At 44.4% G+C, this 22,255-nt stretch carries 15 protein-coding genes; 10 read left to right on the top strand and 5 right to left on the bottom strand.

Going from position 1 to position 22,255, the window contains the following annotated elements; all coding sequences use genetic code 11:
• Positions 1–36: 36 nt before the first annotated feature.
• The 3 genes from GGD38_RS11620 to GGD38_RS11610 all read left to right on the top strand — a co-directional run bounded on the left by GGD38_RS11620 (position 37) and on the right by GGD38_RS11610 (position 3,775).
• On the top strand, positions 37–723 hold the full coding sequence (locus GGD38_RS11620) for an NAD-dependent deacetylase (RefSeq protein WP_375300687.1): 687 nt from the start codon (positions 37–39) through the stop codon (positions 721–723).
• A 171-nt stretch (positions 724–894) separates the two neighbouring features.
• On the top strand, positions 895–2,484 hold the full coding sequence (locus GGD38_RS11615) for a DUF1800 family protein (RefSeq protein ID WP_375300688.1): 1,590 nt from the start codon (positions 895–897) through the stop codon (positions 2,482–2,484).
• A gap of 10 nt (positions 2,485–2,494) precedes the next feature.
• Positions 2,495–3,775 carry a DUF1501 domain-containing protein gene (locus GGD38_RS11610; RefSeq protein ID WP_375300689.1) on the top strand — a complete coding sequence of 427 codons (1,281 nt, stop codon included), beginning with the start codon at positions 2,495–2,497 and terminating at the stop codon, positions 3,773–3,775.
• On the opposite strand, the gene GGD38_RS11605 is transcribed toward GGD38_RS11610, so the two are convergent.
• The 3 genes from GGD38_RS11605 to GGD38_RS11595 form a co-directional block, all read right to left on the bottom strand.
• Positions 3,765–5,267, bottom strand: coding sequence for a saccharopine dehydrogenase C-terminal domain-containing protein (locus GGD38_RS11605; protein WP_375300690.1), 1,503 nt, complete (start codon positions 5,265–5,267; stop codon positions 3,765–3,767). The two genes, GGD38_RS11610 and GGD38_RS11605, sit on opposite strands and share 11 nt — an antisense overlap.
• Positions 5,268–5,525: 258 nt before the next feature.
• Positions 5,526–5,837, bottom strand: coding sequence for a hypothetical protein (locus GGD38_RS11600; protein ID WP_375300691.1), 312 nt, complete (start codon positions 5,835–5,837; stop codon positions 5,526–5,528).
• A 145-nt stretch (positions 5,838–5,982) separates the two neighbouring features.
• Positions 5,983–7,500, bottom strand: a complete 1,518-nt coding sequence (locus GGD38_RS11595; protein WP_375300692.1) for a hypothetical protein — start codon at positions 7,498–7,500, stop codon at positions 5,983–5,985.
• A 392-nt stretch (positions 7,501–7,892) separates the two neighbouring features.
• Between GGD38_RS11595 and GGD38_RS11590 the strand changes: the two genes are divergently transcribed.
• From GGD38_RS11590 to GGD38_RS11565, 6 genes are all read left to right on the top strand, one after another.
• On the top strand, positions 7,893–9,080 hold the full coding sequence (locus GGD38_RS11590; protein ID WP_375300693.1) for an ATP-binding protein: 1,188 nt from the start codon (positions 7,893–7,895) through the stop codon (positions 9,078–9,080).
• Between the two features lie 390 nt (positions 9,081–9,470).
• Entirely contained in the window at positions 9,471–12,119 is a 2,649-nt protein-coding gene (gene gyrA / locus GGD38_RS11585; protein ID WP_375300694.1) for a DNA gyrase subunit A, read from the top strand.
• Positions 12,120–12,171: 52 nt separating this feature from the next.
• On the top strand, positions 12,172–13,551 hold the full coding sequence (locus GGD38_RS11580; RefSeq protein WP_375300695.1) for a hypothetical protein: 1,380 nt from the start codon (positions 12,172–12,174) through the stop codon (positions 13,549–13,551).
• 363 nt (positions 13,552–13,914) lie between these two features.
• A complete protein-coding gene (locus tag GGD38_RS11575; RefSeq protein WP_375300696.1) occupies positions 13,915–15,732 on the top strand; it encodes an NPCBM/NEW2 domain-containing protein in 1,818 nt (605 codons plus the stop codon).
• A 34-nt stretch (positions 15,733–15,766) separates the two neighbouring features.
• A complete protein-coding gene (locus GGD38_RS11570) occupies positions 15,767–16,342 on the top strand; it encodes a Crp/Fnr family transcriptional regulator (RefSeq protein WP_375300697.1) in 576 nt (191 codons plus the stop codon).
• Positions 16,343–16,436: 94 nt separating this feature from the next.
• A complete protein-coding gene (locus GGD38_RS11565; RefSeq protein WP_375300698.1) occupies positions 16,437–16,901 on the top strand; it encodes a DoxX family protein in 465 nt (154 codons plus the stop codon).
• A 14-nt stretch (positions 16,902–16,915) separates the two neighbouring features.
• Here the strand turns inward: GGD38_RS11565 and GGD38_RS11560 are convergent, their stop codons facing one another.
• Entirely contained in the window at positions 16,916–17,683 is a 768-nt protein-coding gene (locus GGD38_RS11560) for a hypothetical protein (RefSeq protein WP_375300699.1), read from the bottom strand.
• A 76-nt stretch (positions 17,684–17,759) separates the two neighbouring features.
• Here GGD38_RS11560 and GGD38_RS11555 point away from each other — a divergent pair, with 76 nt between their 5' ends.
• Positions 17,760–18,080 (top strand): hypothetical protein, encoded by a 321-nt coding sequence (locus tag GGD38_RS11555; protein ID WP_375300700.1) that lies wholly within the window; start codon positions 17,760–17,762, stop codon positions 18,078–18,080.
• 8 nt (positions 18,081–18,088) lie between these two features.
• Here the strand turns inward: GGD38_RS11555 and GGD38_RS11550 are convergent, their stop codons facing one another.
• Complete coding sequence (locus GGD38_RS11550; RefSeq protein ID WP_375300701.1) at positions 18,089–22,156, bottom strand: two-component regulator propeller domain-containing protein; 4,068 nt, start codon at positions 22,154–22,156, stop codon at positions 18,089–18,091.
• Positions 22,157–22,255: the final 99 nt, after the last annotated feature.

Genomic DNA, 22,255 nt, shown 5'->3' with positions numbered 1-22,255 from the left:
CTTTATGAGGAACCCATCTTTTTGTATATTTGAGCTATGAGCAAAAAGAAGAAAATAGTAGTATTGACCGGCGCTGGAATTAGCGCCGAAAGTGGATTGAAAACCTTTCGTGACAGCGATGGTTTATGGGAAGGGCATGATGTAACAGAAGTGGCAACACCCCGCGCATGGATAAAGAACCCCGCCCTTGTGCTGGAGTTTTACAATCAGCGTCGTAAAAACGCAGCAGAAGCAAAACCAAATGCAGCCCATTTCGGTTTGGCCAGCCTGCAAGATGATTTTGATGTTTCGATCATTACCCAAAATATAGACGATCTGCACGAACAGGCAGGATCAAAAATGGTATTACACCTGCATGGTTCTATTTTTGAAATGCGCAGCGAACAGGATGAATCACTGGTATACGAGATCCGCGAGGATATTAAGCTGGGCGATAAAGCCGAAGATGGCGCGCAACTGCGTCCCAATATCGTTTGGTTCGAAGAACAGGTACCTATGATCCAATATGCTATCCCGTTGGTGCTTAGTGCCGATTTTTTTGTTGTCGTTGGTACTTCCCTGGTGGTATATCCGGCGGCGGGTTTGCTTAATTATGCACCCATAGAAATTCCAAAATATGTGATCGACAAAAAAATACCACCTACCAATGCGATCAATGTTACCAATATAGAGAAACCTGCTACAGAGGGCATCAAGGACCTGATTGCTTTACTGAAGGGATAGTCGCCCGCAAAAACCTGCAAGTATTATTAAAAGCATTTTAATGGCTGCCGCCATTGCTCATAACATTTCGTTCACATATTTTTGTAACGAGTGGTAGACGTTTTGCATTAGTTTAGTTGATGCTTCTCTCTAAAAATGCATGCAATGGTAATTCCATCAGTAACAACATCCTTGAAAAAGTACAAAGGCAAATGGGGCCGGGCCGAAGTAAAACATTTGCTTAAACGCACCCTGTTTGGGGCCGGCAAAGAAGATATTGATCATTTTGCTTCAAAATCGCTCAAACATGCCATTCATGAACTGCTGAACACTACAGAACCAGTTCCGGCGCCTCCCGTTAACAATTATAACGACGACAAATACACTGACGAAGAAATTCAGCCCGGCCTAACCTGGATCACCGCTACTAAACTAAGCGGCATGAACAGTGGACGCCGGCGGAATTCCTTCAAAGCCTGGTGGATGGGTTGTATGATCAACCAACAACACACCCTTCGCGAAAAAATGGTGCTGTTCTGGCATAATCACTTCGCTACCGAAATGAGTTCGGTCGATAATCCTTTCATGATCTACAAACACAACGTACTATTACGACAATATGCGTTGGGTAATTTCAAAGCCATGGTACGGGCAGTTACATTAGACCCCGCCATGTTGAAATACCTGAACGGAAATGCCAATACAAAAAAAGCACCCGACGAAAACTATGGTCGCGAATTGCAGGAGTTATTTACAGTAGGAAAGGGACCAGGTTCGCAATACACCGAGGCCGATGTAAAAGCCGCCGCCCGCATACTCACCGGTTTCCGCATCGATAATAAAATACTGCCCGATGTACATGGCATCTTCGATGCCGGCCGTCACGATGAAAGCGATAAACAGTTCAGCGCTTTCTACGGCAACAAAGTAATCAAAGGCCGAAAGGGAAAAGAAGGGGAGAGCGAGCTGGATGAATTGCTCGACGTTATTTTTCAACAACCCGAAGTAGCCCGTTTTATCTGCCGTAAATTATACCGCTTCTTTGTTTACCATCAAATAGATGAGGAAACAGAGAAAACCATTATAGAACCACTTGCCCACACTTTTCGCGAAAACAATTATGAAATAAAACCGGTGCTTGAAAGATTGCTGAGCAGCCGCCATTTCTTCGATATAGGCAATCGCGGTGGTATTATAAAAAGTCCTGTAGATTTTGCGGTTGGCCTCGTGCGTGAATATAAGATCCCTTTTCCCGGTGAAGACAGCTTTCCGGATCAGTACGGGTTCTGGTACAATATTCAAATAACGGCCTCGCAAATGCAACAGAATATTGGCGACCCGCCCAATGTTGCCGGCTGGCCCGCTTATTACCAGGAACCATTGTACGATAAATCGTGGATCAGTTCCGATACACTACCCAAGCGAACGGCCTTCACCGATAGAATGCTGATCAATGGCTTTGCACGTAATGGCAGGAAATTGCTCATTGATCCGGTTCAATATGTGAAGCAAATACCTGTTGCCGGTGATCCTAATAAACTTATCGACGAGCTGGCCCTGTTGTTATATGCAGTTGATATTCCGGTTGAGGAAAAACAGTATATGAAAACGGGTATATTACTGCAAGGTTTGCAGGGCATGGCCAGTGATCATTACTGGACGGATGCCTGGAAAAAATTACAGGACAAGCCCGACGATGCTGCCAACGCAAAGAACGTTACCAACAAGTTGAAGAACCTGTTGAAATATATGATGAGCCTGCCCCAGTACCAGTTAATGTAAAACCACAACTATGAAAAGAAGAAAATTTTTAAGGGATACTATCACGGGTGTTGTGCTGCCCTCGTTTTTGCAAGGCGTTTCGCTGAAAGCGCTGGCTGGTTTGCCGGGCGTTCATGCCAGGCATGCTGCGCAAAATAACGACCGGGTGCTGGTGCTTATTCAACTGGCAGGTGGTAACGATGGCGTAAATACCGTAATTCCTTTCGATCAATACAGCGCTTATACAGCGGCGCGGCCGAACATCTATCTTCCGCAGGAAAAAGTGCTTCGGCTGAATGGGTTCGATGCTACTGCATTTAACCCGGCCATGGCCAATATGCACCAGCTGTTCAATGAAGGTAAGCTGGGTGTAGTGCAGGCAGTGAGTTATCCCAAACCAAATTTTTCACACTTCAGGGCAACCGATATTTGGATGACCGGTTCTGATAGCGATAAAATAGTATCGAGCGGTTGGGCCGGCCGGTTCTTAAATGATGTGTACCCGCAGTTTCCTGATAATTATCCAAACGAGGCCATGCCCGATCCGCTGGCCATTCAGGTGGGATCTGTGGTATCAACAGCATTACAGGGACCTTTATTCACTATGGGAATGGCCATAAGTAATCCTGCAGGTTTTTATAAACTGGTAGAAGGAAAAGTGAATGTGAATGCCAATTCGCGCTGGGGCGAACAGCTCGATTATATTGAGCTTATGAGCCAGAAAACCGATCAGTATGCATCTGTTATTAAAAAGGCGGCGCAAAAAGTGCCAACGCAATCACCTGCTTATCCGGCTGCAGGTAAAAATCCCCTGGCCGATCAGTTAAAGATCGTTGCGCGTTTAATAGCAGGCGGCTTAAAAACAAAAGTGTACATGGTTAGCACCGGCAGCTTCGATACACATGCCAAACAAACGGAAACCGATACTACCACCGGAACACATGCGAAACTGTTACAACGCGTATCTGAAGCCATTGGTGCATTTATGAGCGATCTGCAATTTCTGCAAATACAGGACCGGGTAATGGGTATGACGTTCTCTGAGTTTGGGCGTAGAATTAAAAGCAATGCCAGCGGCGGTACCGATCATGGCGTAGCGGCGCCGGTTTTTTACTTTGGCAATAATGTAAAATCAGCAGTGATCGGTTCTAACCCTGTGATCCCCGAAAAAGCAACAGTGAATGATAATGTGCCTATGCAACATGACTTCAGATCGGTATACGCTTCCGTGTTGCAAAACTGGTTGAATATGCCTGCACAGGAAGTGCAGCAAATATTGCTGGGTGATTTTCAGTTACTGCCTATTGTATAATAGTATCGGCATCATGAAAACGAATGCCGTATTTTTCCAATTCTAATAATAAGGGAATATATACTGAAGACATGACCGGTATATGTAAACCGGTTTCTTTGATATTGCCCTGAAGTATTTGTTTGGCTGCCATTCCCAATGGCAGTCCTGCTGTTTTATCTATAGCGGTGTTCAAATGATCTTCGCCTTTTACCAGCAGGCTGCTATTGGCTATATGTTTGTTCCCGTCCAATTCATAGCCTATCTCGTGATGTAATACCACCAGGTCTTTATCGGCCGGTTGCAACAAAAGTTTTTGCTCCATGGCAAATTGCAAAACATCTGCTGCGCTGCATTGTCCTTTGTTTATAAAAGTTTCGTTATCATCCATACCCAAAAAGAAAAGCTGTTTCATCGACAGGTTGGCTTCGTGCATTTGTCCGGCCACGGTGGCTGCTGCCTGGGTTTTAATGGAATCAAGGTTTACATCCATCAATTGTCCATTGTTATCAACCATCATAAAATCCTGCAAGGCTTTTCTTTCATCCTCATTGGCTTCCTGCTCTGCGTCTAACAATTGTTGCAGCTTTTCGAGCAATTGTTTTGTTTGCGCAAAACGGGCCGTCAGTTGCTTTTCTATCCATTCGCCAAAACCATGCAGGGCAAAATGTGTTTGGAAAAACTCCTGCAGGGTAAGTCCGTTTGTTTGGTATTGACTGGCTGCATCGGTCAATTTTAATTCAACCAGGTTCTTCCAGCCAAAACAAAATTCAGGATACTGCAATGTGGTGCGCATAAATGTGCTGGCATTGGGCAAACCGTACAAGGGCATATATTGTGTTGAATCGCGGTTAGGATACCAGGCCAAATAACCAATTTCAGGAATATTTATAACCCGGTTGGCATCGAACAATTGCTCGTTGGGCCAGTTAATTACTGAACCATTCTCTTTAAATACAGCGCCATCTTTATAGGCCTGCACAATGCCCGGTTGCGTACCCGTTAGTTTATAATGCCAGGGATTGTCGTTGCTTTCAGGTGAAACCAGTGCGCCACAATACGATCTGAACGAAGTAATGTTGCCGCCAATAGCTTTGATGCGGTGAATGTGCCGCATGGCATTCATATGATCTATGCCGGGCTCGAACCCCATTTCGTGCAGGAACAACAGTTTTTGTTGTTTAATGGAAGTGCCAAGTGCGGCTGTAGATCCGTCAATATATGACGGTGTAAGTAAATGCTTTTTATAATGTAAGCAATCGGTAACTACCAATTGATGCAGGGCAGCAGGCAGTAAGGAGATCACCAGGTCGGCGGTAGCTATAAGCTGGCGGCGGGCAATTTCATTATTGAGTTGAAATAATAAAAGCTCAATGCTGGCAGGTAATGGATAGTCGGGTAAACTGGAATTGGCAATGGTAACATTCCAATTATTGGCAGCAGCTTCTTTTGCAAGATAGTTGATCAGCGAATGAGCCATGCTGCCCGATGCCAATATTAGAATATGCTTCATTAATTAAAGATACTAATACTTCAAATGTGAGATTTATTAATTAGAGTGGGTGTTGCAGGTTACATGTTGCAGGTTGCAGGGGCGTTGGGTGCTGTATTAACTTGTAACCTGAACCCTGTAACCTGGAACCCCTTCTTTACAGCTAAATGTAACCAGTATGACCGACTGGGATCTGGTAACTGGTAACCGGTAACAATACAAAGAGCCGGTGACGAACACCAGCTCTTTTGGTTTTGAACCGTCCCTTATTTAATATTTTTAATTCAGAATGATCGTTCCCATATCAAGGGTGCTTCCTTCTACTGCTTCAACCAGTTTTCCTTCCTGGTTCTCTGCGTGCGGCGCCACTGTTACCATCCACGAACCCGGCTTTACTGTAAACCGGAACCTGCCGTTATTCACCATCGTCTTTAAGGAGTCCTTTCCATTCACTGCAAATACCCAAATTGAATCCTTTTCTGTAAATGCTTTTACTTTTCCTGTGATATTTGTTCGGTGCATGGCGCGGGATGCATGAAGGCCTATAACCACACAAACCACCCCGATAAACGTGGCAACAGTTTTATCCATAAACAAGGTTTTTAACTCCCCTTATGTGTATCAATTTTGATTGCACATAATTCTTTAAAAAACTGTGCCAACACTTTTATAAGATCTAAAAACTATGCCAGAGGTAAGAAATGTGGAAAAACGTTTGTCAACTGTAGAATCTTACTCAGAAGCCGGTCTTCGCTAATCCTAACGCTTTAGAGTTAATGCTTATAACTGAACATTCGATGGTTTGGCCTCTATTGGTTTTAGGCACTTCGAGTGTTCTTCTTTTACCTGGAGGTACATTATTGAAGATGATAGTTTGTGTTTTTACCAGCTTCTTTTCCATACCATAATACTTTACTTCAACTGCTACCTGGTCGAGGGTATACAGGCTGGTGTTCACTAAGGTTACATCGAGGTCCGATACACCGCCGAATACGCCAACTTTATAAGCGCTGGCTTCGGCCCTTACCTGTTCATAAATGTTTTTGCGGGCTTTCTCAATTACTTCGGGGTTTATAGGCTTTTCCCTTGTTTCCATAACAGCAGGGGTAGCTTCAACCTGTTGGGGCGATGTATTGCTGGCTGGCAATGCTATTGACTTGTTGTTTTGCACCGGTGGTGGCGGAACAACGATATTGTCTTTTTTAATAACTGATGGCCGTTGTTGTTGCTGGTTGCCCGAAGCATTGTTTACAACAGTGGTATTCGGTGCCGCCGGGTTGGCAACGTTTTCTGCCCCTTCATTATTATTGGCTTCTTCGTCCCGCCGGGCATTGTTATGCTTTTTGTTGTTGCTATGTTGAGTTGTTTCAGCCGAAGGGGCGCTATTATTATTGTTGGCTTTCTCGTTCTGTTGGTCCCTGATCTCTTTCACCAGGCTTTCCAACACCTGGGTGTCGGGTTGTTGGTTGCCTTTATTTATGACCAGGCCAATTACTACCCCGCCCAATATTAAAACCACAGCTACCAGTACACGGGTGAGGTTCTTATTGTTCTGCAAATATTTTCCCGATCCTGCCAGCAATGCTTTCAGGTCGAATTGTTCTTTCTTCTTTGGCGTTGACCAGCTTTCCTTTTTGGGTGTAACCGGTTTTTCAGCTACCGTTTCTTTTACGGCTGTGGTTTCTTTTACGGCTGCGGCTGAACCGGCGCTTTTACCTTTTGAATAAGCTGCCTTTCTTGATTCGTAGTCATTCAGGAAACTATTGTTGATCTCTTCATCTTCTACTTTCCTGTTTTTATATCCTTTCAGTAAACTGCTGTTCAATTCATCGTCTTCTTCAGAAATGATGTATGAGGAGGACGCGGCGGCAGATTTGGCGCTCTTTTCGTTTTGCTGGGCAGCCGGTTTAACGGCTTCTTGTTTTTTGGCTGCCTGTACCTTGGCGCCGCCAGGCATAGTAACGTGAATGTGTTTGCTGGTTTCAACCTTGGCTATGGGCTGGGTTTCCTGAACTGTATTGGTGGTTTCGGTCGATTGCCCGTTTTCCTGTTTTTTATAGAAACGATCGTAGGGCTGCTCCTCAACAACAGGGGCAAAGGCCTTCAATTCCTCAATTTCGCCGGGATAACGCCAGGCTGCGCTTCTGCCTTCCAACCATACCAGGTCATAAGGTTTCAAACCTTTTTCTGCCAGCTGCTGGGCTGTGTATGGGCCTGTTTGCTTGTTATCGCGTAATAGTAGATACTTATTCATAACTATAAAAACTCTGTAAAAAATATTACAAGCAGGTAGCTGTAGTATAGCTACTTCGTAACCGAATTTCTTCAGCGGGTTGCGGGCTCAGTGGTTAAAAGGGATTTTTAAATAGGATACCGGGGGTAGATTGATAGTAAATGCAAGTTAACAGTTGGCAGTAATTGTACCAAATACTCCAGTTAAAATGTTATAAAAAGAGACGTTAAAAATGACAGTAGTTTTCCACCATAACACATTCACTACCCGGTTTTCATAAGTAGTAACCAGTAACCTGTTTTAAAACCTTTCTGTAATATGGATAACACTGATATATAACGATTGTTTATAAGGTATGAATGCCCCATTTTTATACCGTCTAATATCCTTCCACGTTCACAACAACGCGCATAATGAAAGCTGATATACCTGTTAACGAAAGCCTAAGATTAGCCGATCTTCATCAATATAACATTTTGGATACTCCCGAGGAAGAGGAGTTCGACCACCTGGTAAAGTTAGCTTCCCGTATTTGTAACGCCCCCATATCGCTCATTTCGCTGCTCGATGCCGAACGGCAATGGTTCAAGGCCAGGGTTGGTATGGATGAACAGGAAACCTCGCGCGATATCTCATTCTGCAGCCATGGCATTTTGAATGGCAATATCTTCATTGTGCCCGATGCCACCATCGATGCCCGGTTTACCAACAACCCATTGGTTACCGGTAACAAGGGCATTCGTTTTTATGCCGGCGTGCCCCTTACTTCCGAAGCCGGGAACAACCTGGGCATGTTGTGCGTTATTGATACCGAGCCCCGCCATTTGACCAATGAACAACAGGAGGCGTTGATGATATTGGGCAAACAGGTGGTAAAGCAAATGGAATTGCGGCTAAAGAACCAGGAGCTGGAGCGTATAACCGAAACCCAGCGCCGTATGATCAGCATCATAGCACATGATGTTAGAAGCCCGCTGGCCTCCATCGTAAGCCTGTTTCAGCTATACCTGAACAAAACGATAGACCCCGAAAGGTTTAACAATTTTTTGAATGTAAGCAGCACACAGCTGCACAGTACCATGGCTTTACTGGAGAACCTGGTAGAGTGGGGGAGCATACAATTGCAGCCCACGCTGAATGTTCCCGAAATGTTTCAGCTAAAAGAGGTGGTTGACAAAGTGTTTACCGAATTGACCGTACAGACCAACATGAAGGAGAACCGCCTGCTGAACCAGGTGCATGCCTCAGTAAAGCTCGATGTAGATGAAAACATTTTGCGCTTCATTTTGCGTAACCTGCTTACCAATGCCAATAAGTTCACCGAAAAAGGCAGCATTACGGTAGATGGTTTTAACTTTGGCCGAAAGGTGGTGCTAAGAGTTACCGATACCGGTATAGGTATGCCTGCACGTATGAGCGAACGCCTGTTCCTGAGCAAAGAAAAATACAGCCGCCGCGGCACCCAAAACGAGTCGGGGAGCGGGCTTGGGCTGGTTCTTATAAAAGAGTTTGTTGAAAAAGGCAATGGTTCTATACAGGTACAAAGCACCGAAGGACATGGCACCAGTTTCATCATTGAACTTCCTTTACAACAGATTTGAACATACTCGTTGCAGGTTTGCCGGGTATCCTAAAGGAGCTGGTTACCGGTTACCCGGAACCAGTTGCCAGGTGTGCCCGATTATCGGGGTGTTAAAATTTGATCATTAATCTGCAATAAAGACCTGGTAACTTGTAACAGGTAACCGGTAACTTGTATTTTGCATTTCCCTGCAACTTGTAACCTGTACCTTGTAACCTGTAACTTGTATTAACCCGGTAACCGGCACCTGGTAACTGGTGGTCTTCTTCTGTATTTCTTAACATTCGTGGATAAAATTTAGGCTTAAAAAACCCTTACAAAGAACGGGTTTTCACGCTTAAATAGGGTATTTTTGCCACCCATCCAAAGGACCACTTAAACGGATGTAAATCATATCTGTAAAACAAGTATGGAAGAAAACTTCACACCACAGGAAACAAACGATGAGAATCGTATAATACCTGTAAATATCGAAGAGCAAATGAAAACGGCGTACATCGATTACTCTATGTCAGTGATCGTAAGCCGTGCCTTGCCCGATGTACGCGATGGTTTGAAACCGGTTCACCGGCGTATCCTTTACGCCATGAACGAACTGGGCCTGAACTACAACAGAGCGTATAAAAAATCGGCGCGTGTTGTAGGAGAGGTGTTGGGTAAATATCACCCGCATGGCGACTCATCCGTGTACGACGCCATGGTGCGTATGGCACAGGAATGGAGCATGCGCTATACCCTTGTAGATGGCCAGGGTAACTACGGTAACCAGGATGGCGACGGCCCTGCCGCCATGCGTTATACCGAGGCCAGGCTCGACCGGTTAGCTGAATATATGTTGATGGATATCGATAAAGATACCGTTGACTTTCAGCCCAACTTCGACGACTCAGAAAAAGAGCCTACAATTCTGCCCGCCCGTATTCCCAACTTATTGGTGAACGGTTCAAGCGGTATTGCGGTTGGTATGGCTACCAACATGATGCCGCATAACCTCAGTGAAGTAATTGACGGTTGTATTGCCTATATCGATAACCGCGAGATCACCATCGATGAACTGATGGTGCATATCAAAGCGCCCGACTTCCCAACCGGTGGTATCATTTACGGTATGGAAGGTATTCGTGCCGGTATGCATTTTGGCCGCGGAAGGGTTGTGCTGCGTGGTAAACTGACCATCGACACCAAACCAAGCGGTCGCGAAACCATTATTGTAACCGAAGTTCCTTACCAGGTTAACCGCGATGCATTGTGCGATAAGATCGGCCAGCTCGTAAATGAGAAAGTGATCGAAGGTATTGCACACGTAAACAACGAATCGAATGCCAAGGAAGGCACCCGTATTGTAATAGATCTTAAACGCGATGCTATTGCCAACGTGGTGATCAACCAGCTTTATAAATTCACCGAATTACAAACTTCATACGGTATCAACAACGTGGCCTTGTCAAAAGGCCGCCCAAGAACACTGAACGTAAAAGATATGATCAGTGAGTTTGTGGAGTTCCGTCATGAAGTGGTAGTGCGCCGTACGCAATTCGAATTGCGCGAAGCGGAAAAGAAAGCCCACATTTTACAGGGTTATCTCATTGCGCTCGATCACCTCGATGAAGTGATCGCCATGATCCGCGCTTCTGCTACACCAGAAATTGCCCGTGTAAGTTTGATCAATGCAGGCTGGGGGCTCGATGAAATTCAGGCAAGGGCCATCCTCGAGTTACGCTTGCAAAGGTTAACCGGAATGGAACGTGATAAGATCAGGGAAGAGTTCGAAGAGCTCATGCGTCTGATCGGTCACCTGCGTGAAATCTTAGGCAATGAAGGTATGCGCTACGATATCATTAAAACGGAATTGACCGAGGTTAAAGAAAAATTCGGCGATGTTCGCAAAACCGAGATCACTTACCTCGATAACGAAGTACGAATAAAAGACCTCATTAAGGAAGAAGATGTGGTGATCACCATCTCGCACCTGGGTTACATTAAACGTACCTCTGCTACCGAGTACCGCGCACAACGCCGCGGCGGCCGTGGCGCCAAAGGTGGTAAAGCCCGTGAAGAGGATTTTATCGAGCATCTGTTCGTAGCTTCTTCGCACCACACCATGCTGTTCTTTACCGAAAAAGGACGCTGTTACTGGTTGAACGTTTACGAAATACCCGAAGCCGATAAAACGGCTAAAGGCCGCGCCATCCAGAACCTGATCCAATTACCGCCCGACGATAAGATCAGAGCGATCATTGATATCAAAGACCTGGAAGATGAAGAGTTTGTAAAAGGCCACAACATTGTATTGTGTACCAAAAAAGGTATCATAAAGAAAACGACACTGGAAGATTTTAGCAACCCACGTAAAACCGGTGTAAACGCCATTACCATTGTTGAAGGCGATGAATTGCTGGTAGCCAGGTTAACAACCGGCAACAGTGAAGTTATGATGGCCGTGAAAAGCGGTAGAGCCATTCGCTTCCCTGAAGAAAAAGTACGTGCAACCGGCCGTGGAGCCATAGGTGTTTCGGGAATTGACGTAGACGATGAAAATGATGCAGTTATTGGCATGATATGTGTCTCAAAAGAAGACAACTCTCGTAGTGTGTTGGTAGTGAGCGAAAAAGGCTTCGGAAAACGTACCCAACTCGAAGAGTATCCAATTACAAACCGGGGCGGAAAAGGGGTGAAGACCCTCAACGTTACTGAAAAGACCGGTTCGCTGGTTGGTATGCTCGATGTGGCTGCAAAAGAAGACCTGATGATCACCTGTAAAAGCGGTATGACCATTCGTATGCCGGCAGGAGGCATTAGCGAACTGGGCCGTAACACACAAGGTGTTAAATTAATTCGTCTCGATGATGGCGACGAAATTGCCGCCATCACCCAACTGGATGATAGTGAGGATGAAGTAAATGGTGAAAATGGAGAAGTTGAAGCACAGGCCGACGGTAATATAGTTGCACAGACAACCGAAGGCGGTGAAGTTGCATCTGATGTTAATGAAACAAGTGCTGATGCTTCCGGTGAAGGTGATGAACCAGCAGCGGAAGAAAATCCGGAGAACGAATAATAGAGTTGGATTCTATTAAGCACTTTGGCTAAAACAATAAATACATTCTCAGATGAAAAAAATGGTTCTGACAGCATTGCTTGCTGCAGTTGGGTTCTTGTCACAGGCCCAGAAGATCGAAAAGGCGAAAGACCTTTTGTCAAAGAAAAAACTGACAGAAGCTAAAACAGAGATCGACGCAGTACTGGCAGTTGATAAAAATAAGACCAGTGCCGACGCATGGTATCAAAAAGCAAAAATATATGGCGCTATTGCCGGTGATTCTTCTTTGAAAGGTACCGTGCCTGATGCCCGTAACACTGCTTTCGAGGCCATGAAAACATACCTCGACCTGGAATCAAAAGAAAAAGATGCGGCTAAAAGAAATATCCAGCTTACCCTGGATAACAATGCTCCTTTGATTGACCTGTACACCGGTTATTCAAAAGATGCTGCTTCTTTTTATAATGCCAGCAACTACAACGACGCCTTTGTAAACTTTAAAAATTCACTGGCTATATTCGACCTCATGAGCGCCCGGAATATTATTCCCATTAAGTTAGATACCACTACAACCCTGTATGCCGGTATTTCAGCCGAAAAAGCGAATAAACCCGATGATGCCGCTGTTTATTATGGCAAAATTGCCGAGGCAAAAGCAAAAGGCGAAGGTTTTGTAGAGATCTATAAGTGGTTGGCCGACTATTATCGCAGAAAAGATGATGTTGCCAACGCTTCTAAGTTCTCTGCACTGGGCCGCGAAGTATATCCTGCCGATCAGTTCTGGACCGGCTTTGAGCTCGATATGGCTCGTGAAAAAGGTAACAAAGATGACCTGTTCAAAAAATACGAGCAGGTTATTAAGGAAAATCCTGATAACTTCCTGTTCCTGTTCAACTACGGTGTAGAATTATACCAAACCGGTTATGATCCGGATGCCAGCAAACGTCCGGCCAACTCCAAAGAACTCATTAATAAAGCTATTGAAGTAATGGGTAAAACCCTGGAGAAAAAGCCTGATTATGCAAATGCCAACATGGTGTTGGGTCAGATCTATTATAACCAGGGTGTAGAGATCAACAACGAGAACAAGAACATTCGCCCTCAGGGTAATGTAAAACTCACTCCCGATCAGTTGAAGAAGAAAGAGGAATTGCGTGTTGAAACTGCCAAAAAATTTGACCAGGCTTTACCTTACTTAGTAAAGGTAGATGAACTGCTCGATGCGCAAGGCAAACTGAAAATGGAAGATAAAGACAACCTGAAGAATGCGCTCGACCTGCTGATCATCATCAACGAAGAAAAAGTAAATCAGCTTGAACAAAAGAAACGTCAGGCTGAAGCTAAAAAAGATGTAGCAGGCGTTAAAGCTATCGATGCCGATATTAAGAAAATGCAGGATAGTGTAACCAAGTATACTGATAAGTATAATAATATCGATAGAAAGCACTAAGAAGCATAAACGAAATTAATAATAGAAGGTGGGTCGCTCTTTATGAGCGGCTCACCTTTCTTCTTTTATGACCATACATCAGCCGGGGGGACGCATTCATGTATGATGAGGTTGCATAAAGTGTATTTTAATTCTGTTTTAATTAAATGATGGTACCCAAATGAGTGTTGGAAAGTACCTTTACTCCATGCGCTGAACAATCGTGCGCATGGGTTTAAGGGTTTAATTTTTCAATCAATTTGACGCAGCTTTTCCAAGCTGCGTTTTTTATTATCTTCGCATCGCTTATCTTTATTTGCCGCTACATGATGACTTCCTTCCAGCACCAGGGAAGGTTACATATTCTAATTTAATACAACATACATGAAGTCATTATTGGTAACGATTGGCATTTTAGCAGTATATCTTTCACAAGCACAGTCAGGCAGTAAAACCGATTTTCATAGTTGGGCGCCCACACCGCCAATGGGGTGGAACAGCTGGGATTGTTTTGGCCCTACTGTAACAGAAGCAGAAGTTAAAGCCAATGCAGATTATATGTCAAGCCGGTTGAAGTCGGCGGGCTGGAACTATGTAGTGGTTGACATCCGCTGGTATGTGGCCAATGATAAAGCCCATGGTTACAATGAAAAAGATCCTGATTATGCAATCGATAGCTTTGGCCGGTTTGTACCAGCTGTAAACAGGTTCCCATCTGCCGCCGGGGGCAAAGGCTTTAAACCCCTGGCCGATTATCTTCATAAAAAGGGATTGAAATTCGGTATTCACATAATGCGGGGCGTACCTGTAGTTGCTGTAAAGAATAAGCTGCCTGTAAAAGGCACCAAACTCACCGCAGCTGACATTCATTCAATTGCCGACCAATGCCGCTGGCTGCACGATATGTACACCATTTTACCCGATAAAGCCGGCGCTCAGGAATACTATAATTCTATTTTTGAGTTGTATGCTTCATGGGGACTTGATTTTGTAAAGGTCGATGACCTTTCGTCGCCAATATATTTTACCGGCGAAGTAGAAATGATCAGGAAGGCCATTGAGCGCACAGGCCGTAAGATCGTATTAAGTACATCGCCCGGTGAAACGCCCATCGATCATGCTGCACATGTACAACAGAATGCCAATATGTGGCGTACCGTAGGTGATTTTTGGGACAGCTGGCGCCAGCTGAAAGAACATTTTGAGGTATTTGAACGCTGGAACAAATGGCGGGCATACGGTGCTTATCCCGATGGCGATATGTTACCGCTGGGCCGCATTGGCATTCGTGCCGAAAGAGGCGACCCACGAATGACGAACTTTACAAGAGATGAACAATACACCTTAATGACATTATGGAGCATTTTTAAATCGCCCATGATGTTTGGTGGAAACTTCCCCGATAACGACGCCTTTACAGATTCGCTTATTACCAATAAGAATATGCTGTATGTATTGAACAAAAGCATCAATAACAAACAGCTTTTCCGTAACGAAAAACAAGCAGCGTGGATAGCCGAAGACCCCGCCAATGGCGATAAATTCTTAGCCGTTTTCAATTGTGAAGACCGCGAAGAAATGATTGAAAGCAAAGCAATTTGGAAAAGTGAGATCGTGAACACACAGCGGTCTTCAGAATCGATAGATATAAAGTTGAATGGCAGCCGAAAATTGTACCTGGCAGTTTCTGCGGTAGAAAACACTGACTGGGACCATGCCAACTGGATAAACCCCGTATTACATAAAGGAAATGATACCGTTTCACTAACCTCATTAAAATGGGTAAAAGCAAGCTCTGGCTGGGGCAAAGCACGGGTTAATAAATCAGTATCGGGTGGCGATTTGATCGTTGATGGTAAGAAATATGAGCAGGGGCTTGGGGTACATGCCAATTCAGTGATTGAATATGATCTTCCTGAAGGGGTAGACCGGTTCACTGCAACAGCCGGCCTCGATAAAGCCGGCGCCGATCAAAATGCAGGCGCCACCGTTCGCTTCCTGGTATTTACCGAACAACCTTCGGGGCCCGAACCACCAGCTGCTACAACTATAAAGATCGATCTGACGGATCTGGGTTTAAGATCGGCCCGGGCGCAGGACATGTGGAACGGTAAACAACTGGGCGTTTTTGACAATAAATTTTCAGTGAACATCAATAAACATGGCGCTGGTTTGTATAGGTTGACCGGTGTAAAGAAATAGGGTATCTTTAGCACAGAAAACGCTATTGAACATTATGCATGCTGCGCTGCTACAAGAGATACGGAAACATGTTAACCTTACTCCTGAAGAAGAAGAACTAATAACCACCTCATTCAGGTATAAAAAAGTCAGGCGGAACCAGGTAGTGGTGCAACCGCCTGACATTGTTATTTATGATCACTTTGTTGTCAGCGGCTGCCTGGTTCAATATTATATAGACGACAACGGTATTCAGCATACCTTACTGTTTGCTCCCGAAGGTTGGTGGACAACAGACCTGCCCGGCTTTTTAACGGGACAGGAAGCAAGATATCATATTGAAGCACTGGAAGACAGCGACCTGTTGATCATTTCAAAACAGGTGCTGGATAAACTGCTGGTTAAAATACCCTTACTCAACAACTTCTTCAGAATATTATATCAGAATGCTATTATGGCGCAGGAAGAGCGGCTACTGAATGTGTTAAGCACCAAAGTAGAAGAGCGCTATTTGCGTTTTATAAAAAAATATCCGCAATTGCAAAACAGGGTGCCGCAATATTTGATCGCTTCATACCTGGGTGTAACACCCGAATTTTTCAGCAAGGTGAAGGCGCGTATGCATAAATAAACTTCTTAACCTAGTACAAGTTTATTTCTTAAGCTAGCTTATTGGGCTGCGGGCTGCTGGTTCTCAACTTTGTTCCCGTAAATAATTTATACAAATGAGAACATTTATTCAACGGCTTGCAGTTACAGAGCCGCAGCTTTCACCCTTGATCTTAAGAATAGTATTTGCCATTGTATTATGGCCGCACGGCGCCCAAAAATTACTGGGTTTCTTTGGCGGTTATGGTTTTACGCCTACCATGCACCATCTTACTACCGATGCGGGTTTACCATCGCCAATCGCTTTCCTGGTTATATTTCTTGAATTTTTCGGCAGTTTATTTATTGTGTTTGGGTTGTTTACCCGGCTGGTTGCTATTGCACAAATTATTCTTTTCATAGGCATGATCGTTACTGCGCATTTAGAGTTCGGCTTTTTTATGAACTGGTTTGGCGCTCAAAAAGGCGAGGGGTTCGAATACCATTTGCTGGCTATTGGCCTGTTGGTATCATTGATCATAACAGGGGCCGGCAAAGCGAGTTTGGATGTTGTTATAACAAAAAAAGATCCCGCCTTATAGCGGGGTCTTTTTTATTAATGATATTCATCAATCCATTCCCTGGGGTACCAGGTATATAAATTTTGTAGTAAAGCCTGGAGCTCATTATCTTTCTTACGGTCTTTAAGAAAGGAGCCCAATATCCAGATATTACTTCTTTTTTCTGGTACGTCTGTTTTAACATCGGCAAATGTTGCCAGCGTACTCAACGCATTTGTTCCTTTATTCAACATCAGTATAAACAAAAATCCCCAGAAAGTTGCGTTACTTGTTAATGGACCATGATGCAGGAATTGCATCCGGTGCAGGGTGTGAATGATCCTGGCGACAATTCCGTCCTTTTGCGCATAGGGTAGAAATTTGTCGGGTTTACCGCGCATACCCGGCAAATTTGTGTATTTATTGCATTGCAGTATCACTTCATGGTATTGAAGGTACTCAGCATACCCGGTTTGAAACACACGGGCTGTATCTTCTTCCGCAATAGCATCAAACAAAAATGCCATTTCAAATTTGGAAAACATATTTCGGGGATAACCCAGATCTATTATTGGCAGCAATTTTTCAAACGCCCGTTGTTGCAGCAGAAATTGTTTTTCATCTACCGGTTTAAGCCGGCTACCCAAACGCAATAAATGGAAGTAGAGCATAACCACTTCGTCGTCGGATATTTCTTTTGGCAGTTTTTTTATGGCACCGCTCAGGTGATGGTGGTTGCTGGGGTAAAAACCGCCCTGTTCGTTTTGCGCCAGTGCAATATCTTCATCGGCTATAAATTGCCTGATTATTTCTATTTTTTCCATGGATACGATATATAACTCTTTTTGCGTTGAAGATAACGTCAAAAAAACAATTTGCGTATTCATTTATAAGTTAAGAATGCATTTATTCAAGGCAAACATTCTGCTGTATCTTTCCTTTAATGTAATTGGGTATTTTTTCATGTTCATCAGCGTTATGGGCACTCCCGGAATGCTGGATGAGGAGAAACCAGGTACAAAACATTTGATAAAATTAATGGGCATTTTATTGCCGGCCGCCTGGAAGGGAATGCCGCTTTTACTGGTAACTTCCGTTGTTGCTTTTTATTTTCAATACAACCTTGTGGGCAGGTTCTGTTCTATTACAAGCCTGTTGCTGGGGCTTGGCGTGTTGCTAACCCAGATAGGCATCTACAGAACGCAGTCACGAAAAGGCTAGAAGCGTTTTTACTTTATTTCTTCGCCTGTATATTCACTGGGTGTTTTGCCAAACTGCTTTTTAAATTCCCGGCTAAAATATTTGCGGTCACTATAGCCTACGGCATAGGCCACTTCATACACCGTCATTTGCTTTTTCAATAATAGCTGCGCTGCCTTTTTAAGGCGAATGGATTTTACAAATTCATTCACCGACATATCGGTCACCGCTTTTATTTTCTTGTATAGCACAGGTGCGCTCATGGCAATTTTCCTCGAAAGCATTTCCACGCCAAAATCAGGGTTGTCCATATGCTCGTCAATAATCGCTAATACTTTTTGCAAGAACGCGGCATCAACGGTATTGGAAACATTTTCAGTAAACGTTTCACTGGTTGTATTATGGGGCAGGGAAGGGGCAACGATCTGGCTGGAAAATCTTTGGCGAAGTTTTTCGCGGGAAGCCAGCAGGTTGCGCACATTGAGTTCAAGAATGCGGGTGCTGAATGGTTTGGTAAGATAGAGATCTGCACCTGTTTCCAGTCCGCTCACCTGATCGCTCTGGGTGCTTTTGGCCGTTAGTAAAATAACCGGTATATGGCTTGTCCTTTGATCTGTTTTTAATTTTTCGCATAAAGTAAAACCATCCATTTCCGGCATCATCACATCACTAATGATGAGGTCGGGAATTTCAACAATAGCCGTTTCCCAGGCCTGTGATCCATTTTGGCATTCAAGAATATGGTATTGCTGCACAAATGTTTCTTTTATGAGGAGACGCAACTCATCATTGTCTTCTGCCAGCAGAATGGTAAAGTTTTTATCTACAGGTTCTGCCTGCGCCAAAGCAGGGGTTGAAATGGTTATGCTACCTGGCTTTATTTTCTCTGGCTGTATAGGCGCTTTATCCATAGGAACAGCAAGCATATTGGCAGTTGCAAAATGACTGTTACCTTGTTTAAGGCTCACGGTAAATACCGTTTTGCCTTCCCTGTTATCAGTTGCTGGTTCGCTTTCCACACTAATACTGCCCCGGTGCAGAGCTATAATATTTTTCGATAATGCCAGGCCAATACCATACCCCGTATTTTGCAGTCCATGATCGGCCACCTGAAAGAAATTCGTGAATAATTTGTCTATGTATTGCGGTGCAATACCCCGGCCATTGTCGGTAACCGTTACTGTGATCTTATTGTCTTTCTGTTCGGCCATTAAAACAACCCTTCCGCCTGCCGGGGTAAACTTCAACGCATTGGCAAGCAGGTTAAAGAAAACTTTTTCCAACTGCTCTTTATCGTAATACAGATACATTTCTTCTGCATTATGAATAAATGACATGTTGATCTCTTTGGCTAGTGATGTTTCCCTAAAGCTTACATAAATATCCTGCAGAAAGGGCACCAGGTTATAGCGGCCAATGTGAAGCTGCAAATGATCTGTTTCGGCCTTGCGAAAATCCATGAGCTCGCTTACCAGTTTCAACAGGCGGTCGGCATTCTGTTTTACCTGACTTAGCTGTTGTTGTACCAATGTGTCGTGCTGTTTGTTGTCGAGCATTTTTTCAACAGGCGCCATGATCAGCGTGAGGTGGGTGCGTATTTCGTGCGATACATTGGTAAAGAAATTAAGTTTTACCTGATGCAGTTCGTCTTCTTTTTTAAGCAGGGCGCGCAGGAAAAAATAGCGTAGTACAAGGAACAGAATGCCTGCCAGCACCAAAATATAAATACAGTAGGCCCACCAGGTAAGCCAGAATGGCGGCAGTACTTTAATAGCAATGCGGGCGGGTGCGCTCCAGATGCCATCGTTATTGGCGCCTTTGACGTAGAAGATATAATTGCCCGATGGCAGATTGGTATAGGTGGCGGTATTGTTGGTTACCTCATTCCAGCCTTTATCAAACCCTTCAAGCTTGTATGAATATTTATTCTTGCTGCTTTTGATATAATTGAGCAAGGCAAATTCAATGGTGAACACATCCTGGTTGTAACGGAAGGTGAGACCGGGCGAAAGGGTTATATTTTCATTTAGTATTTTGTTGTCATCGTTGATGCCTATATAATTATTAAATAGTTTGAGCCCGGTGAACACAACAGGCGCGGTGTAATTATTGGTTTCAATACCTGCGGGGTAAAAATGGGTGATGCCATTAAAGCCACCGAAGTACATTTCTCCTCGGCTGTCTTTGTAATAAGAATTATTGTTGAATTCGTTACCGGCAAGGCCATCGCTCATGGTATAGGTTTGTGCGCTGTTGCGCGCCGGATTATACCTTATCAATCCCCTGTTACTGCTTAACCAAAAATTGCCCTGTTCGTCGTCAAGTATGCCTACTACGTTTATATTGGCTAACACATCCTTATTTCCATAGCGGGTATAACTATTGTTATTGGGGTTGTATTTTGCAAGCCCGCCAAAGTTCAATCCCAACCATAAATTCCCCTGGTTATCTTCCCGTATGCAATTCACATTATAGTGGGTATCTACTTTCAGCACCGTGTTACCGGTTATTTTATATAAGCCGGCCGCACCGCCAACCCACACATTGCCGGCGCGGTCGGTGTACACAGTAGTAGCAAAACCGGGTAGGGAAGGAAGCATCGATCGTTGATCGGTTGATTCCAGTTTGGTGCCATTGCGCTGAAATATGGAAATGCCCTGCTGACTTACGATCCAAAGCCGGTGTTGCGGATCTTCGGTAATGGAAATGAATTCGGCCGAGAGTGTTGCCGGATCGTTTTCTTTATATAAGTACCGTTTGAATGTTTTTTCGTTTCGGTCGTAGACGTTCAGGCCACCGCCATGGGTGCCGCACCAGGGATTGTCGTCTTTATCGAGGTACACAACTTTTACCAGGTTGGAGCCCAGGCTGCCGGCATCGTTCAATTTGTTTTTATAGGCGGTGAAGCTGCCATTACTTCTATCGTAATAGTTGAGGCCGCCGCCTTCGGTGCCCATCCATAGATTATGCTGCCGGTCTTCCACAATGCTGCTCACCACATTATTGCTAAGGCTTGCGGTGCTTTGTTTGTTCTGTATGGTTTGAAATGGCGTGTTGTAAGAGTAAGTGCTGTTAACACCGCCAAAATAAGTGCCTACCCAAAGGGAACCATTGGCGTCTTCCAGCATACTATAAATAGAATTCTGGCTCAGGCTTTTGGGGTTGGCGGCTTCATGCTGGTAAGATTGAATGGCTTTTGTTTGCGGATCAATGATACTTAACCCTTCCTGTGTGCCTACCCATATTTGTCCGCGGCTGGTGCTAAGGACCTTGCGAATATTATTATTAATTATACCCCATTGATTGTTGGTATGTGTGTAGTTGGTAAACGTATTGGTGGCTGGGTTGTAAAAACTAATGCCATCGTGCTGCGTTCCAATCCACAGGTTGTGCAAGGTATCTTCGGCAATACTGGTTATATAATTAGCGATCAGGCTGTTTGCATTACCGGGTTGGTTACGGAAGGTGGAGTATTTGACTTGCCCGTTCACCCATTGCATTTTGGTTAGTCCGTTGTTGGTACCTACCCACAGGTTGCCGGCTTTGTCTTCGATAACAGACCTTACAACATTACCGGCGATGCTGTTGCCGTTGACGCCGGCGTAAAACGACTGAAAAGTTTTTTTAACCGGGTCGGTAAGCAGGTGCAGGCCATTGATGCTGCCGATCCACAGCCGGCCTTTTTTATCCTCGTAAATGCAATGAATATTTCCTATGCGTTTGCCATTGATCCAGATCTTTTCAAATGCGTCTTTTTGAACATTGTAATGATCGAGGCCGCCGGAGGTACCTGCCCACAAATTGTTGGCTTTATCGCAATAAAGGGAGGTGATATTACTGGAAGGGAGGTACACTTTAAAACGGGCGCCATCGTAGCGGGCAAGGCCAATTGATGTGCCGAACCAAAGAAAGCTCTGGCGGTCCTGTGCTATGGACAAAACGGAGTTGCTAAGCAAACCATTTTCAACAGTAAGCCGATTGAAGGTTAACTGCTGACCAGCGCCTGTTAAACAACAAGCCAGCCAAAGCAGTAACCCGGCAGTTCTTTTTAACGCAACAAGTTTTACATTCCGACGACAAGCAGTTTCAACCATCATACCCCCATTGTATGGTACTGTAAAGGTAGGGGGAGTAATCAATTCAAAGTAAAAAACGTTTATTGGTAATCAACTGATTGAACTGCATTTAAGAAATTC

Origin of the sequence: Niastella sp. OAS944 (assembly GCA_024809215.1) — a bacterium.
Taxonomy (GTDB): domain Bacteria; phylum Bacteroidota; class Bacteroidia; order Chitinophagales; family Chitinophagaceae; genus Niastella.
Note: the sequence above shows the minus strand (reverse complement) of the source record. Positions and strands in the feature narration are given on the sequence as shown.

Bases quoted from the DNA above. Each gene is read 5' to 3' on its own strand.
- GGD38_RS11620 (WP_375300687.1), top strand. From the start codon at position 37: ATGAGCAAAAAGAAGAAAATAGTAGTATTGACCGGCGCTGGAATTAGC.
- GGD38_RS11610 (WP_375300689.1), top strand. From the start codon at position 2,495: ATGAAAAGAAGAAAATTTTTAAGGGATACTATCACGGGTGTTGTGCTG.
- GGD38_RS11605 (WP_375300690.1), bottom strand. From the start codon at position 5,267: ATGAAGCATATTCTAATATTGGCATCGGGCAGCATGGCTCATTCGCTG.
- GGD38_RS11600 (WP_375300691.1), bottom strand. From the start codon at position 5,837: ATGGATAAAACTGTTGCCACGTTTATCGGGGTGGTTTGTGTGGTTATA.
- GGD38_RS11595 (WP_375300692.1), bottom strand. From the start codon at position 7,500: ATGAATAAGTATCTACTATTACGCGATAACAAGCAAACAGGCCCATAC.
- GGD38_RS11590 (WP_375300693.1), top strand. From the start codon at position 7,893: ATGAAAGCTGATATACCTGTTAACGAAAGCCTAAGATTAGCCGATCTT.
- gyrA (WP_375300694.1), top strand. From the start codon at position 9,471: ATGGAAGAAAACTTCACACCACAGGAAACAAACGATGAGAATCGTATA.
- GGD38_RS11580 (WP_375300695.1), top strand. From the start codon at position 12,172: ATGAAAAAAATGGTTCTGACAGCATTGCTTGCTGCAGTTGGGTTCTTG.
- GGD38_RS11575 (WP_375300696.1), top strand. From the start codon at position 13,915: ATGAAGTCATTATTGGTAACGATTGGCATTTTAGCAGTATATCTTTCA.
- GGD38_RS11570 (WP_375300697.1), top strand. From the start codon at position 15,767: ATGCATGCTGCGCTGCTACAAGAGATACGGAAACATGTTAACCTTACT.
- GGD38_RS11565 (WP_375300698.1), top strand. From the start codon at position 16,437: ATGAGAACATTTATTCAACGGCTTGCAGTTACAGAGCCGCAGCTTTCA.
- GGD38_RS11560 (WP_375300699.1), bottom strand. From the start codon at position 17,683: ATGGAAAAAATAGAAATAATCAGGCAATTTATAGCCGATGAAGATATT.
- GGD38_RS11555 (WP_375300700.1), top strand. From the start codon at position 17,760: ATGCATTTATTCAAGGCAAACATTCTGCTGTATCTTTCCTTTAATGTA.
- GGD38_RS11550 (WP_375300701.1), bottom strand. From the start codon at position 22,156: ATGATGGTTGAAACTGCTTGTCGTCGGAATGTAAAACTTGTTGCGTTA.